The sequence below is a fragment of the Arcanobacterium urinimassiliense genome (assembly GCF_900119495.1).
GTDB lineage: Bacteria > Actinomycetota > Actinomycetes > Actinomycetales > Actinomycetaceae > Arcanobacterium_A > Arcanobacterium_A urinimassiliense.
In genome coordinates this window covers 1244763-1259975 of the sequence record NZ_LT632435.1, presented here as the reverse complement: position 1 = coordinate 1259975, position 15213 = coordinate 1244763, and the positions used below count along the sequence as shown (strand labels likewise).

Annotated in this window: 16 protein-coding genes, 1 other RNA gene and 1 pseudogene; 12 read left to right on the top strand and 6 right to left on the bottom strand. The window is 46.5% G+C overall.

The features are described from left to right. Positions 1–39: 39 nt before the first annotated feature. Positions 40–1167, bottom strand: coding sequence for a phosphotransferase (locus tag BQ7117_RS05745; protein WP_073997016.1), 1128 nt, complete (start codon positions 1165–1167; stop codon positions 40–42). Between the two features lie 97 nt (positions 1168–1264). Here BQ7117_RS05745 and prfB point away from each other — a divergent pair, with 97 nt between their 5' ends. From prfB to BQ7117_RS05715, 6 genes are all read left to right on the top strand, one after another. Then, entirely contained in the window at positions 1265–2413 is a 1149-nt protein-coding gene (gene prfB / locus BQ7117_RS05740) for a peptide chain release factor 2 (protein WP_073996596.1), read from the top strand. Between the two features lie 133 nt (positions 2414–2546). After that, positions 2547–3239 (top strand): cell division ATP-binding protein FtsE, encoded by a 693-nt coding sequence (gene ftsE, locus BQ7117_RS05735; RefSeq protein WP_073996595.1) that lies wholly within the window; start codon positions 2547–2549, stop codon positions 3237–3239. After that, complete coding sequence (ftsX, locus tag BQ7117_RS05730; RefSeq protein WP_073996594.1) at positions 3236–4144, top strand: permease-like cell division protein FtsX; 909 nt, start codon at positions 3236–3238, stop codon at positions 4142–4144. The genes ftsE and ftsX overlap by 4 nt, the downstream gene beginning before the upstream one ends. A gap of 15 nt (positions 4145–4159) precedes the next feature. Further along, positions 4160–5443: a murein hydrolase activator EnvC family protein gene (locus tag BQ7117_RS05725; protein ID WP_073996593.1), complete on the top strand. Its 1284-nt coding sequence runs from the start codon at positions 4160–4162 to the stop codon at positions 5441–5443. Between the two features lie 25 nt (positions 5444–5468). After that, positions 5469–5969, top strand: a complete 501-nt coding sequence (smpB, locus tag BQ7117_RS05720) for an SsrA-binding protein SmpB (RefSeq protein ID WP_073996592.1) — start codon at positions 5469–5471, stop codon at positions 5967–5969. Between the two features lie 37 nt (positions 5970–6006). Next, the gene (locus BQ7117_RS05715) at positions 6007–7512 is read left to right on the top strand and encodes a hypothetical protein (RefSeq protein ID WP_073996591.1); all 1506 of its coding nucleotides are present in this window, start codon (positions 6007–6009) and stop codon (positions 7510–7512) included. A gap of 6 nt (positions 7513–7518) precedes the next feature. On the opposite strand, the gene BQ7117_RS05710 is transcribed toward BQ7117_RS05715, so the two are convergent. Genes BQ7117_RS05710 through BQ7117_RS05700 form a run of 3 tightly spaced genes read right to left on the bottom strand, consistent with a single transcriptional unit; the run spans position 7519 to position 10679 of the window. Next, positions 7519–8148: an ABC transporter ATP-binding protein gene (locus BQ7117_RS05710; RefSeq protein WP_073996590.1), complete on the bottom strand. Its 630-nt coding sequence runs from the start codon at positions 8146–8148 to the stop codon at positions 7519–7521. Positions 8149–8157: 9 nt separating this feature from the next. Next, positions 8158–9378: an ABC transporter permease gene (locus BQ7117_RS05705; RefSeq protein WP_084789941.1), complete on the bottom strand. Its 1221-nt coding sequence runs from the start codon at positions 9376–9378 to the stop codon at positions 8158–8160. After that, positions 9375–10679, bottom strand: coding sequence for an ABC transporter permease (locus tag BQ7117_RS05700; RefSeq protein WP_237563065.1), 1305 nt, complete (start codon positions 10677–10679; stop codon positions 9375–9377). Before BQ7117_RS05700 ends, BQ7117_RS05705 begins: the two co-directional genes overlap by 4 nt. A 235-nt stretch (positions 10680–10914) precedes the next feature. Between BQ7117_RS05700 and BQ7117_RS07925 the strand changes: the two genes are divergently transcribed. The 6 genes from BQ7117_RS07925 to BQ7117_RS05675 all read left to right on the top strand — a co-directional run bounded on the left by BQ7117_RS07925 (position 10915) and on the right by BQ7117_RS05675 (position 13736). After that, a complete protein-coding gene (locus BQ7117_RS07925; protein ID WP_272914096.1) occupies positions 10915–11040 on the top strand; it encodes a hypothetical protein in 126 nt (41 codons plus the stop codon). A 54-nt stretch (positions 11041–11094) separates the two neighbouring features. Continuing rightward, positions 11095–11474, top strand: a transfer-messenger RNA (tmRNA) gene (gene ssrA, locus BQ7117_RS05695). A gap of 148 nt (positions 11475–11622) precedes the next feature. Next, entirely contained in the window at positions 11623–12156 is a 534-nt protein-coding gene (locus BQ7117_RS05690; RefSeq protein WP_202613024.1) for a hypothetical protein, read from the top strand. A gap of 91 nt (positions 12157–12247) precedes the next feature. Then, complete coding sequence (locus BQ7117_RS05685) at positions 12248–12844, top strand: hypothetical protein (RefSeq protein ID WP_143273983.1); 597 nt, start codon at positions 12248–12250, stop codon at positions 12842–12844. 19 nt (positions 12845–12863) lie between these two features. Next, positions 12864–13142 (top strand): hypothetical protein, encoded by a 279-nt coding sequence (locus tag BQ7117_RS05680; protein WP_073996587.1) that lies wholly within the window; start codon positions 12864–12866, stop codon positions 13140–13142. Positions 13143–13205: 63 nt separating this feature from the next. Then, on the top strand, positions 13206–13736 hold the full coding sequence (locus tag BQ7117_RS05675) for a DUF6892 domain-containing protein (RefSeq protein ID WP_073996586.1): 531 nt from the start codon (positions 13206–13208) through the stop codon (positions 13734–13736). 167 nt (positions 13737–13903) lie between these two features. Here the strand turns inward: BQ7117_RS05675 and BQ7117_RS07865 are convergent, their stop codons facing one another. Beyond that, positions 13904–14236: a hypothetical protein gene (locus tag BQ7117_RS07865; protein ID WP_237563064.1), complete on the bottom strand. Its 333-nt coding sequence runs from the start codon at positions 14234–14236 to the stop codon at positions 13904–13906. A gap of 2 nt (positions 14237–14238) precedes the next feature. Next, positions 14239–14436 (bottom strand): annotated as a pseudogene (locus BQ7117_RS07985) (hypothetical protein); the annotation flags it as partial. Positions 14437–15213 lie beyond the last annotated feature (777 nt).

The following is a 15213-nucleotide window of genomic DNA, read 5'->3' as shown; positions in this document are numbered from 1 at the left end:
ATTACAGTGGCAGATTGCTTTTCGGTACGGCCACTCTATTTATTCGGCACTCTCGGCGCTATGAGGAGTATTGATACTCTCGGCGCTGTCATCACTTGCCGCGCTATCGGGGGTATCGGCGCTGCTAGTATTCGGAGCACTAATAGCGCTCGGAGCGCTGGCGGCACTTAATGCAGTCACTGCAGTAGAGGTGGAAATTACCGTTTCTATTTCTGCGTTAAGGGGAGCTACTTCCCAGCTCGGCTCTGAATTTAGTTCAGGGTCAGCCGCCACCGCCTCTAATAAATCATCGAGCATCTTCTGCGCCTCGGTAATGATTTTTTCATCATGCGAGCGCACCCCGTGCATCAACCAGCGGGGAATAGCTAATTCACTCATCAAGAGGCCGCGGGTGAGGAAATTTTCATCTACTTCCTCTTCGCGAGCATTCTGATACGAAGCAAAGGCTGCATCGAATACATCCTCAGGTAAAGCTGCCGATAAATTGGCAAAGTCCCGGGCTCCGTCACTCAAATTTGCTTCTCCGAACCCTAAGAAACAAGAAATTTGCCCTTCTGACCAAAGAATATTTTCTTCTGCTACATCTCCGTGACTCACACACGGAGAAAAATTCCACAGCGCAGTATCTTCTAAAGCCCGTTCCCAGCGGCGTAAAAGCAATCCTGGGATAGTGGCACTGGTAGAGGCATCGTGTAAAGCGGCAAGGAGGCGCTTTCGCCAAGCGTCGGCAGTATAGGAGGGCATGCCGGCTTTATTTATCACTTCTGGATTTAGATTGTGAATCGCTGCCAAGGCTCTGCCTAGTTCTTGAGCATCGTCGAGCGTAAAATCGGAAAAATCTTTTGCTCTTCCTACCGGGGAGCGGTACACCATTGCTCGCCCATGCTTTACAGCCGTGAAGCCCGCCGGGCGTAGTACGTCAAAAGGAAGTTTTCCGCTTTGCAGTTCGGCCAGTAAAGCGGGCGCAATCCCAGCTTCCGCTTCGAGAATAGTCCCAGCTTGGCTATGCCGCGGATATTTCACAGTCCATTTTCTTCCTTTACTATCCAGTACGCCGGTGTAGAGGAAATCGTCAGTGCGCGAAATGGGCGGGCGGGTGCCCACTACTTCAATTTCGTCTCGCGCAGCCACCGCCAAAGCAGCCAGATGTAAAGGAGTAATATTCACATTTCTACGGTAGCTATCTTTTTCGAAAAAAGGAAAATACACACCGATTGCTTTCCGAATATAAATAAATACCGATAATACCGTAGACTTTGGAAACGTGGTCACCGATTATAAAAATGAAATTCGCCAGCTGCGTCATTCTTTTGCGCAAATAGCAGCCGTCACGGATATACCGCATCTACAAGCAGAGATTTCGCGGCTCACTGCGGCTTCGGCAGCTCCTGATTTCTGGGAAGATACCGAAAAAGCGCAGAAAGCTACCGCCACTATTTCCCATATGCAGGGGCGTGTAGATGAACTAAAAGAAATGGAACGGCGTCTCGACGACCTAGAAACTCTAGTGGAAATGGCAGAAGAAGAGCTGGGGAGTGATCCAGAAACTGCCGCTGAGCTATATCGCGATGCAGATAAACAACTACCGCTAATTAGCGAAGATTTAGCTAGCTTGGAAATTCAGACTTTACTTTCGGGAGAATATGACGAGCGCAATGCGGTAGTGACTATTCGCTCCGGCGTGGGCGGTATAGATGCGGCTGATTTTGCACAAATGCTGCAACGCATGTATTTGCGCTGGGCAGAGCGGCATAATTACCCCACGAAAGTTTTAGATACTTCTTATGCGGAAGAAGCGGGAATTAAATCCACCACTTTTGAAGTATCAGCTCCTTATGCTTACGGCCGGCTTTCGGTAGAGGCGGGCACCCACCGCCTGGTGCGTATATCTCCTTTCGATAATCAATCACGCCGGCAGACTTCTTTTGCGGCGGTAGAAGTAATTCCGCTTATTGAATCTACTGACCACATCGAGATTCCAGAAAGTGATTTGAAAATCGACGTTTTTCGCTCTTCCGGCCCGGGTGGGCAGAGCGTAAATACTACTGATTCGGCAGTGCGGATGACCCATTTACCCACCGGAATCGTGGTATCTATGCAAGATGAAAAATCGCAGATTCAAAATCGAGCGGCCGCTCTGCGGGTACTGCAATCGCGGTTGTTACAGCTACGCCACGAAGAGGAACAAGCAAAAAAGAAAGAACTCGCAGGAGATGTGAAAGCCTCCTGGGGTGATCAGATGCGCTCCTATGTGTTACATCCGTACCAAATGGTAAAAGATCTACGCACCAACTGCGAGGTAGGGAATACGGATGCAGTTTTCGACGGCGATATAGACGCTTTTATCGACGCCGGTATTCGGTGGCGGCAAGCAGAGGCGCGCGCGGAAGCTAATTCTGCTGCAAATTCTTAAAAGTTAATTCGGCTCTGAAACTGCCGGATAAGGGTGATTTTAAGCAGATATCGGCGTGCCTAGCTTACTTCGGTGGCGCAGCAAATTAGTCTAGCTAGAGGTTAGGCAAAACTATAGAGGGTAAAGCTGGCAGATGATAACTTTTGAAAACACTACCAAGCTCTATATTAAAGGCGCACAGCCGGCTCTAGATAGAGTAAATCTGAATATAGAGCGCGGCGATTTCGTATTTTTAGTTGGAGCTTCCGGTTCCGGAAAATCTACAATGCTTTCGCTTATTTCTGCTGAGCTGCGCCCGACTGCCGGAAAAGTATATGTATTAGGGCGAGATTTAGCTACCGTTTCCCAGCGGCGCGTGCCTTATTTGCGCCGGCAAATTGGGTATGTATTTCAGGATTTTCGCCTACTTCCGGATAAAAACGTCTACGAAAATGTAGCTCTTGCCATGCAGGTAATAGGGAAAAGGCGGCATGCGATTCGCAAGCAAGTGCCCTTGGTGCTGGAAATGGTGGGCTTAGCTGGAAAAGAAAGACGGCGTATGCACGAGCTCTCCGGTGGAGAAATGCAGCGGGTGGCAATTGCGCGAGCGATGGTAAATCGCCCCGAGTTACTATTAGCAGACGAGCCTACTGGTAATCTCGATTTTGAAACTGCCTCTGATATCATGCGACTTCTGGATCGGATCAACCGCCAAGGTACTACCGTGGTGATGGCCACTCACGACCGCGCTATCGTAGATCAGCTCCGCAAACGAGTAGTGGAACTAGTAGATGGGCGAGTTGTGCGCGACCAAGAAGGCGGAGTGTACGGAGGTGGGCACCGATGAGATTACGTTTCGCTATTTCGCAAACTTTCAAAGGCCTGCGCGGCAATATCGCGATGGCGTTTTCGGTTCTTCTCGTGACCTTCGTGTCGATGCTTTTTGTGGGGGCAGCCGTTCTCTTTCAAATTCAAATTAACGACTTAAAAGACGACTGGTACGACAAGGTAGAAGTATCGGCTTTTATGTGCCCCACTGATTCGGCTAAACCGCAGTGTGCAGCGGGAGAAGCCACAGATGAGCAAATAAAAGCGATTGAAGAGTATCTAGGTACTGGTGAGCTGAAACCCTATATCGAAAAAGTATATTTTGAATCGAAAGCAGACGCTTTAGCTTCTTTTAAGAAAATTATGGCGGATTCTTCCTGGGCAGAAGCTATGACGGAAGATCAGATGCAGGCTTCTTTCCGGGTGAAACTCGTAAACCCTGCAGAATACCAAATCGTAGCTGATGCGCTCGAAGGGCGAGACGGAGTAGAAGTAGTAGTAGACCAGCGGAAACAGCTGGAGCCGCTTTTCAATATTTTGAATCGTTTTACGCTGGTATCTGGCGGTTTAGCTTTGATTATGATTTTGACGGCTTTGCTCCTCATTCCTTCTACAATTCGGCTTTCGGCTATGTTCCGCCGGCACGAAACTGAGATTATGCGCTATGTAGGAGCTTCCAATACGATGATTCAATTGCCTTTCGTGCTGGAAGGCGTGATTGCCGCCTTTACGGGAGCTCTTTTGGCTGCGCTCAGTCTCGGGGCGGTAGTGGAGTTCTTTATCCAAGATTGGTTCGGCGCCACCTGGGTAAAGATTGTGAATATGCATGATGTGCTGCTTGTAGCTCCGGTTTTACTTATTTCGGCAGTGCTTATTGCTTCAGTGACTTCTTTTGTGGCTTTGCGCCGCTATACACAGGTATAGAAAGGGAGGAAGATTATGCGGAAAGTATCTTGTGCAATAGTTGGTCTACTTACAGCAGTAGCCGGAATTGTGATGCTGACCCCGCTGGGTGGCTTTGCTGCTGATCGCGATGATTTAGTCAGCCAGCAGGAGAGTAAAGATCGGCAGATTTCCTCTTTACAGGCACAGCTCGAGGGAGTGGATACGGAGCTGCAAAAAATAATAGTCGAATTGGAAAACACGCGGAGCCAAGTACCGGCAGCTGAAGCAAAGTTGGCGCAGGCAGAGAGAGCAGTTTCTGCAGCGGAGCGGAAGGTGGAAGAAAAAGCAGCTCTGCTGGAGGCGGCACAGAAAGAGCTCGCTGATATCACTGCTCAGCAGCAGCAGGCGGATGATTTAGCCGGGGAATCACGGGAATCTTTAGGAGCTTTAGCGCGTGCTGCTTACCGCGGCGATACTGGCCCCTCTACTCTGGATTTAATTGTGGGATCTTCTTCGGCAGAAGATTTTCTTGCTGCTTTCTTAGCTAATGAAACGATTGCGCGTACGCAGTCCGCAGCCTTCACTTCTGGGCAACAGACTGGAGCGGCTGCCCGCAATGGCGCAGCTCGCCAGAAAGCGGTAGAAAAAACAATCGCTGATTTGAAAGCGGAAGCGGATGCGGTCTTAGCGGAAAAAGAATCTGCACAGCAGGCTGCGCAGGCCGAGCGTACCAAGCTGGCTGATTTAGAGAAGCAAATTAATGCGCAGAATGCGCAATTGCAGGCACGTAAAGGCGATTATGAGGCCTCTTTAGCGCAAGTAAAGACGGAGCGGAATAATTTAGCTGCGCAAATTGCGCAGATTGATGCCGCCAATCGGGCAGGTGGTAATAATTGGCAGCCGGCTGCGGGCGGGGGAGCCTATTGGTTAATGCCACCTATTCCTAAACCTTTCTATATGACTTCTCCTTTTGGAGGGAGAGTTCATCCAGTTACTGGCTATCGCACTTTCCACTATGGAGTTGATTTAGGTTCTCCATGCGGCCAGCTTCAAACAGCTGGAGCGGCTGGTACCGTAGTAGAAACGGTTCCGGCGCATCTAGGCGGGAGCGGTGGAGCCCAAGTAATGATTAATCATGGTACAGTGAACGGTTCTTCTTGGGTGACGGTACATCTGCATCTATCGGCAATTAGCGTATCTCCTGGGCAACGCGTGGCGCAGGGTACTGTGATCGGGCGGACGGGTGCTACCGGGCGCGTCACCGGATGCCACGTACATTATGAGGTATGGCAGAATGGGACTCCTATTAATCCGATGAGCTTACCCTCTTTCCAGTAGTAATAATTCATACGAGTAGGTAGCTGTGAATTCTGCACAAGCAAAGGCGAACGCGGCAGCTAAAAAAGCGATTGCGCGCAATAAAAAAGCCTTGCACGATTATTTCATTGATAAAACTTTCGAAGCGGGTTTAGCTCTTTCCGGTACGGAAGTAAAATCTTTGCGCGCCGGAAGAGCATCTATTAATGAAGCATGGATAGATTTTGATCGGCGTGGAGAAGCTTGGCTGGTGGGGGCCAATATTCCAGTATATGCTTCGGGGTCTTGGACTAATCACAATCCGACCCAAAAGCGGAAATTACTTCTACATAAGAGTGAAATACGTGAGCTAGCTCAGAAAGTAAAAGCGAAAGGTACCACCGCAGTGCCTTTGGAGCTGTACTTTATACGGGGAATAGTGAAGGTAGAAATTGCCTTAGCACACGGGAAGCAGGATTGGGATAAACGAGAAACTTTGCGGCGTAAGCAAGATGAGCGGGAAGCTGCGCGAGCTGTAGCGCGGTTCCGAAAAGGATACCGAAATTGACGCTGCTTAGTGCAGTAGATTGGCGCGAGAGATATTCATGCATAATATTCTAAAAAATGCTGTATTTAGCTATGCAGTTACCGAGAAGGCGGAAGTAGAATTTGCTCAGCATCTACCTTTAGCCGAAAATCTGGTGCTTAACTACACCGAGGCGACGGAAGTAAAGTGGGCAGAAAATGACTCTAAAACGCACCGTGTGGTCGTGTTGGGGTTATGTGTAGATGCGCATGGAGAATTAACGCGCGAGCAAATACCAGATTTTTTAATGAAAAGTAGCGAGCAAGGCGGATTGAGCCAAGCTTGGACGGCAGCAAATAGATGTGCAGGAAAATTCCTTATTTATTTGCAATGCCCCGCAGGTAGTTTTATATGGGGAGATGCTACTTGCGCTCTCGGAATTTACTATACGCATAGTTCTGCTGTGCCTGCTGTAGCAGTTAGTGAAAATTTAGCGGCGTATTACGGAAAAATTACCGGCGGTAAGCTTAATGAGGGAAAAATTGCTGCGGAGCAAGAGCTCGATATAGAGATTACGAAAAACGCTCCACTTGGTCAGCCTTTGCCGGCAGACCGCTCGAGCTATAAAAAAGTGCGGATACTGCTTCCGAATCATGCTTTAGATTTAAGCACCTATCGGGCGCGGCGTTTATCCTTACCGGCAGTGAAGCCAGTTGCTGATATAGAGGATATTGCGGCTATCTCCGAGCGTCTAATAGCAAATATATATCGGGAATATGCTAAGTATTATCAACTTACTTGCCCGCTCACTGCCGGATACGACAGCAGGATGAATTTTGCTTTTGCGCAGAAAATGGGCGGAGATATTCCTTACTACACTTTCAAGCATCCCGGCTTTTCGGAGCAAACTCCTGATTTGCAAATAGCGCAGCGTCTTTGTGCTGCTTACGGAAGAGAACATCAGGTAGTAGCAGATTTACAAATGCCGCCAGCAGAGCAGGAAAAATATCGTGCACTAATTGGCCGCGATTGTAGTGAATATGCCTTGCATTTGGCTTATACCTATAAGCAAGCTTTCGGAGCGCGAGCTCTGCTCAACGGAAATAATATAGATCAGATTGGGAAAAGCGTCACTGGTAATAGTATTCCGCTCCCACTTATCAGACCGCATTTTTTGCGGGCGCGTATTTACAATTCCGGAAGAGCTGCACTAGCTATTCTCAAAGAGTATTTAGCGCAAATACCGGGAGCGGAAAGAAAGTATCTAGCAGATTTAGTAGCTTGGGAAAATGATTGTTGCCGGTGGGCAGGGCAAAGCGAAATCACTTACGGAATTTGCGGAGTGAATATGCTCAATCTCTACAATTGCCGAGAGTTACTCATGCTCTGGGTGCAAGTGCCGAGAAAAAAGCGCGTCGCCAAGCAAATTCATCAAGCACTGTTCCGGCGGCTGGATACGCAACTTTTAAGTTTTCCCTTCACTCCGGAAAGTCGCATAAAGCGTTTCCTGCGCTTGCATTGGTGGGCGTTCTATCTAGCTGCTTTCCCGTATGCGGCGCTAGTGACGCTACGCAGCCGGCGTTAGTTCCTCTTATTTTTCTATTAAGCGGCGTCCTTTTAGCTGCAAGGTAATATCAGCAGCTGCCGCCAGTTGCTTCGAGTGCGTTACCACGATTACGCATTTTCCATTGCGCGCCGCATTGCGCAAAATCTCAATCACTTCTGCGGCCGTAGTTTCGTCTAGATTTCCGGTAGGTTCATCAGCCAGAATAATCGGGGCCGGAGATACTAGAGCTCTTCCGATAGCTACGCGCTGTTGCTGACCGCCAGAGAGCTGTAGTACATTACGGCGAGCTTCCTCTTTGCTCAGTCCTAATTCTGCCAGATTTTCCCAGCTAGCTTTTTTATCTACTAGACGCAGGTTCTCGAGCGGGGTTAAGTAATCGATTAGATTGTAGTTTTGGAATACGAGCGAAATTTGCTCCCGCCGATGCTGTGAATATCCAGTTTCGGCAATATCTTTTCCTTGGAACTTTACCGCTCCTTTGGTAGGAGAATCTAAACCGGCGAGTAGGCTCAGTAAGGTTGATTTACCGGCTCCCGAAGCTCCGACTATGGCGTAGAACTTACCAAGCTCAAAATCCATGCATAGATCGGCCAGTACTTTCGTATTGGATCCGGGATAAGAATAGCTGATGTGGTCGAGTTGTAAAATAGTCATTTATTGCTCCTAGCTCATTTGCGAAAGAATAGATTTTGGGGTTTTACGGAAAATAGGGAAGAGGGCGGCGCTGAGGGAAATAAATATTATTGAATATCCCCCCGCCAAGGCGGCTAGGGTAGAGAGAATACCGCCAGATTCAGCAGAGAGAGCGGCGAGAGTAGCATCGCCGGATCTTGCCAATAAAGCCGTGCTGAGTGAATTACTGAGGAACTGGCCGATTAAGAGAGCAAGGAGGGCGGATAGCGCTCCGAGCAGTGCAATCTCAATAATGAATTGCGCTAAGATATTCAGCTTTGATTTACCGAGAGCCAGCAGAATTCCTATTTCGCGAATTCTCCCGCGCGCCCAGAAAATCAGGACTAGCCCGAGGATAGCTGCACTGGCTAGGCAAAAACCTATGAGAAGATAGCTAAGCATTTTTTCCACGCCCGAAATAGATTCTAAAATGCCTGAGAATTGGGCAGAGTTATCTTCTAGCTGTAAATCTGGCAGCTCCTGCCGCGCCTTTTCCAAGGTAGCGGGTAAAGTGGAGGCATCTGCGGTGAAATAGCGAGCCAAAGTATAGGTATCTATGCCGCTTAGTTGCCGGTAAGAGGCAAAATCAAGAAATACTTTATTTTCAGAAGCTCCCGCCGGCAGGCCAGTGGGATTTTCTGCTTTTCCGCTAAAAATTCCTTGCACCGGAATGCGCACGATTTTTTCACCTTGTTGCAGGATGAGTTCGCTTCCGATTTGTAAATTATTTTGAGTGGCAAATTCCTGATGAATAAGGGCACCCGCTTTTTCTTCCGTTACTGCGCTCCCCGCTGTAAGGCGATAGATACGCCCCGTAAACTCTGGATAAAGCTCAGAGTTAGTGGTGCCGGTGATAGCAATATCTCCGGCAAATTCTGGATCTAGTTGTACACTTCCGGTATTTTCTACCGGATGTGCATTCTGGGGGCGCCCCAGCGTCTCTCCTTCATATACGTGCTCTTTCACTCCGGGAATTTGCGTCAATTTTTCTGCATTTTCCGCGGTGAGTGCGCCGGCAGGGGAGGTAGCGGTAAAGCCAGCCCCTAAATTAGCATCAATTGCTTCGCGCATGGTGCTCATAGTGGTGCGCACGCCAGCTTGAGCTACTAAAGCGGTAAAAATTACCACCATAATCAGGAAAATAATAAGACTGCGCGCCGGCCGGCGGCTAAGGGCATACCCAGCTCGCCGCGGCAAAGATATGCCTTTCATTTAATATCCACCAAGAGAGCTCGCGGAGATTTTCTTAGCATCGGAGCAGCAGAAATCAATACACAAAGAGCAATTACCACTAGAGCGAGTAGTCCGACGCTAATTAAATCCTGCTGCGTGATGTGCACGGAAAGGCTGTCTAGAGTGCGGGTAGCCATCGAAGATTCCATATCGGCACCCGCCTGCTGCCCTTTAGAGAAACTTTGCTGCGCCGAGGCATTTACCGAGTTGAGCACGGAGTTGCCAATTTTCTGGGCAATTGCATTTGCTCCGAAATAGGAAATAAGGAATGCAGGCAGAGAAATCATAATTAGCTCAGTAAAATATTGTGCCACCATACTGATTTTCTTGGTGCCAATAGAGAGTAATACGCCGGTCTCTTTTTTCCGCTCATTCATCCAGAGGAAGAGCACCAGCGTGAGAATAATTGTCGCAAGTAGGAAAGTAGCTATGCGGGCCCCGTGCATGACGCTCCGCACTCCGTCTACCGCTCCGGTGATACCAGCTAAATATTGGGTGCTGCGGGCTAGCTGGTAGTTGCGCCAATCGATATTGAGCTTAGTGGCCGATTTCGCCACTTCTTCCAGCTGGTCTGCTTTATCTACAAAGAAATTAGCATCTTGATAGATCTCCGTCGCCGCATCCATACCGTAGAGCGTGCGGGTAGTATCGAGGTCGGTGAAGATAGTATTTGCAAAAAGTTCGCTCCGCTGTGCCGCTGGGCGAGTATTGTTTCCAGAAACTAGGCCAACTATTTCCGTCTCCACTTGTGCGGTAGAGTGCTTCTGATTATCTACGTCGTATGGATTAGCTTTTAAGGTAATCTTGCTGCCGAGAGAGAGCCCATTCGCCTTCGCTAAATCAGCGTGAATTATTGATTTATGCTGGTCGTTTTCTTGTAGATGCCGCCCAGCAATTAATTTTAGGGCGCCGCTGCGGAAGTTATTATCCAGTTCGGTGCCATTTACACCCCACACATTTGCGGCATTACCAAACTGGGCTTCTTTTTTCGCATCGTATTCTTGCTGGGGAAGTTTTTGTACTTGCGCATTTACTAGATCCGCCGTCACGTTTTGCCGCGCGACATAGTTTTTTACTCCAGCTAGCTGCGCTATTTTCTTAATATCTGCGCCTTTTACGGTGCCAGCGCCGCGGGGAGTGCCGGGATTAACTTGGGGATTATTTTGCAGTACAAAACCAGCACCGGTGCGGGCAGATACTTCTGCTCCCACTCGATTGGCGGATTCGGTTACGGCTCCTGTAGCGAGGAGTACCGTCATCATAGCTGTTAAAATACCCAAAATAATTAGCGTCTTGATTCTTTTTCTAAAGACGTAGCGTCCAGCTCTTCCCAAAAATGACAAGTAAGTACCCTTTCCTAGGTGTGCAGAGTCAGTTAGTAAGCGAGAGTATTACGATTCATGAAAAATGTAAATGGGAATGGATATCGATACATGCCGGATTTGCATATTTGCTGAGTATAGGGGAGCGGAGGCATTCATATATGCCAATTATGTAAAAACATAGTTAGGAGAAGTGTGGGAGCTACATAGGTGGGAACGGACTAGGTGGGATTTGGGTAGGTGGGACGGGATAGACGAGAACGGGATAGTAGGAGTAGATGGGATATGGGTGTGGAATATTACGGCTTGGGCAGAATAAGCGGTAAATATTTTGCTATACTGTAAGGCACTTTGGTGATTTATAACTAAATATGGGGATGATCGGTTTCGACGGTATTGATTGCCGGAGAGAAGCGGGTAGAGGAAGCAGAGTCAGCTCTTTAACGATTCTCTGCAAAAAATAGTTGCTAATAAGCATCATAACGATTTCGCCCTCGCTGCCTAAGCACGAGCGCATTTAAAGAAATCCGTCAGCCTCGCGTAGCTTTCGCGCGAGATTCCTGGCGTCGTCTTTAAGGAAGCCACTGTGTTTTCTGCAGGTTAGCGGTAGGAAACATAAACTTAGCTAACTAGGTTCGCCAGCGACTGGTTTGCGTGAGCGCTGGAGCCGAAAAAAGCGTCTAGCAAACTGCACCCGGAGAAGTCTCAGACATTCCGTATCGGACCGGGGTTCGATTCCCCGCATCTCCACTAACTGCCTGCTGGTGTTGATACAATTTCGCGCCAGCAGGTTTTGTTTTGTCATTTTGCTCCAAAAATTGCTTGTTTGCTCCAAAATAGGGGTTACGCGAAATTGTTGTGTTGAGCTGGGGAAATAGAAAGCCAGCAACCGAAACGGTCGGTGCTGGCTTTTGATTTCTGGCCTTTGCCGCTATTGCTCTGGTGTACTGAATCTCGTGTCATAATAATGGCAGAGGCAAACAGTTCAGTTAGATTAAAGGTTTTGAAGCTTCTACCAAAGTTAAAAACTGAAGAATTGGAAAGAGAGGATGAAGTGAAAAACATAGATGTGTTTGTATGTGAAAAATATGATGGAAGTGATTATGAAAAAGTGGCAGAGCACATTTATAAAACATACGACGCTTTTATGAAAGAGGATTGCTTTGTTGCGTCATTAAAATTTATTCAAGAACCTGAATTGGGTGAAGGGGATAGTCCAAAGAATATTTCTCAATATCCATTGGAAGATATTTTAGACAAATTTGGTGTGGTAGTTCAAGATTTTTATGAAGATTTGAATGATGTTAGCGACGATATCTGCTATTTGGAATTTTCCAGTCCGTATATCGAGTCTATACAGAAGCTACTTGGGATTGTAAACAAACATGTATATAACAAGGAAGATGGAGACTTCGTAGAACTAGTAATTGAATAGTATTATTCTCTGTTTTTGAAGTATTTATTAAATTGATAAACGAGAAGATTAAAGCGGTGTAGAGAAATTAGAAAATAAAAGCGAGAATAAGATGAAAAGTATATTAACAAAATATACAACTTTTTGCTTATGTGATAAGCATAATAAAGCTAGGTTATCGATGTATTTGCCGATGCAATATTCTTTAGCTGATATATTACATATTATAAGTGAATATACAGATTATAAAAACAAATTTAGTTGGAATATCCATAATCCTTATAGAAAAGAATTAGTTATAAAAAATGCTATGGAAAAAGATGAGCTGGATCATATTTCATTTGCACAATTTAGAGACACAACACCGGGGATTGTTGTAACATATGGCTCAACTTGTATATTAGTTGAATCTCGTAAAACGAAAAAAAGTAGCAAAGTGTATCCATTTGAAATTAAAGCAAGCGGAAACTTCCCAAATGAAGAAAAGGTTTCAAAAAAAGAATTATCAGAAAAATTTTTGTACGATTATAATGAATTGCATAGTCTTATTTTAGACGTGAGCACAGAAACATTCTGTAGAGATGATGACGTATTTAATGATTTTCAGCTAGCTATCGTAACATATTTTAAAAATAAATATTATCTTGCAGATGAAATAATAGACGGTTTTTTCGGAAAAGAAAATGAATTGAAAATGCTAAAATTGTAGAGCAGAAATTTCTTTTTTTATGATGTTTCCTTTTTATGATGAGCCAAATACAGTAGCTATTTTATGTAGTCATGTAATAAATAGAGATGAACCAATTTTATTTGTATCACATGATGAAGATGATGGTATGTGGCAATTCTTATGCGGAAAAAGGCACGAAGCAGAGGACGCTAAACTAGTTTCTTTACAGTCTGTATTTGAGTTAGATAATTCGATAGGAACTTTGGCAGAAATGCCTTGTGGATATTGTGCAACAAGAGAAAATCAAGAGGCTGAGTGGATAATCAGAGAACTTTAAATCCCAGTTTGTCTAACTGAATAATAAATTGCTCTTAAATATAATGATTGGAGGAAGAGAAGAATGGGTTTATTCGGACTGTTTGGAAGGGAAAAAGAATTTGAATTAGATAAAGTAAAAGATGTCAAAAAAGAAAAGTTCTTAAGAGAAGATAGTGATAATAATACAGAAGAAATATTGTACTTTGATAATTTGAATTTCAAACTGGCTATAGTTGAAGTGTTGATGTACGAGTTGAATTTATTAGAGCCTTGTTTTGATATTTATGATTTTGCTGATGAATACAAAGAGAAAGAGATAGATACAGACAGTTATACTGTAATAGAACCAGCCCTTAATTTCTTTAGAGAAATTTCTATTCCAAAGAAATTTGCACAGTATGTGGAACAAATCTACATGGATGGTGGAAATGAAGTATATATGAATATAATTCCACAGTGGGATGGAGAAGATGACTGTTTTGATTTAAATAATGTGACTATTTCAGAATTAAGTCAATTTCCAAATCTTAGAAAAGCAACAATAATGAGCAGCGATTTTGATAAAGTAAAGGAAATTTTTGATGCTGAAAATATTGATGTCGAATTGCTTTAAATAAATTGCTACATACAACTCCCAGTTTGTCGAGCTGAATAAAATTAAATACTGAAGATACAAGGCGATTAAGAAATATAAATCTTAGTCGCTTTTCTGAGTTAATACCCAAATGACACTTAGCCTGAAATGATCGGTGCTGGCTTTCTATTTGGGGAGCTTTCTGGCTATTGCGCTTGTGTGCTGGTTCCGTCTTTCCAGATCACGGTCGCTTTGCCACTTGGTGCTATCTCGATGCGTTGGCACAGGGCGTGGAAGGTGGCGGGGTTAAAGTCGCCTACACTTTCTAGTGTGGTGAGGGTGCGCCGGTAGTGGTTGAGTGTGGCTTTGATGCCTGTGCGCCGTTCAATCTCCGCCGTGGTTGCTTCGTAGGCGGTAATGGTTTCGCGCTGGCGGGTTTCGAGCTGGGCGAAGCGCTGGTGGTAGTCGTCTTGGTTTTGGGAGTGATGTGCGGGGCGGCGCAGGTGCCGCGCTTTAGGTGGTTTGTGGCGCATTCCCAAACGTCCACGCGATTCGGGGTGCGGGCATGCCAGGTTATGTGCCCATATTTACAGCCGCAAGATTCGCACTCAATCAGCCCCGATAGTTGCACGCCAAATGATTGTTTACCGCCGAGTGGTAACGGCGCTCTCGGCGCTGTGCGCGTGAGGCCAAGATCGGCGATGAGTAGGTCTTGCGCATCGCGGACGTTTCCCCACATGAGCGTGCCTTCTAGGGCAAGATTCGTCAGAAAGAAGTCTGCCAAGCAGTAATCCATCTGCCTCGCTTGAGTCGGCTGTGAGGCTATTGTGGCGTGCATCTAGCTTCCCTTCACGTAGTGATTTCGCTAGTCATATACACGCTCTAAATCGCCCACTAATCCAGTTGTTTCGGCAGCTAATCTGTACCTTTTGGCGACTCTCGCACCTTTGCGCGAGTCTCGGCTCCGGCAGTGCCATCGGGTTCACTGGCGCTAATCGCCCTTTACCCTTGAAAATAACAGCAACCCGAATCAGGGTAAGAAGCGAGCGTCGAACGCGCAGCCACGAGCGCCATTTTGCCTACTATCAAGCCAAAAGCTCGCTCGGCTCACAGGCGAGCGCCAAGCGCCCTTGTATCCAATACGGACGCTTGTGCGAAACTTACTGCTCGGATTGGATACAAAATAGCGAGTGTCTGGCGCTCGCGGCTTAGCAGGTTCAAAATAGGTGGTAGGGGTTCAGCTATTAATTGGCTGCTTGGAGCAAAACAAACAGGTTCCTATCAAAGGGTCACCATCTTTTCGAGGTAGATGCTTCCAACCGATTCCTGCCCAGAATTCGTCGGGACGGCTGAAGGAACAAGAAAAACGTCAACCAAACCTTCAGCAGTCCCAAACATAAGCCTTGCAACTCGCGGTTGCGCTAAGTTCAAGGTGCGCTTGGTGGTATGCAACCGCAATAACTGTCAGAATTTGATTGTCCGGACAGAAAAAGTCGCCACCACGAAGGAGGAACGC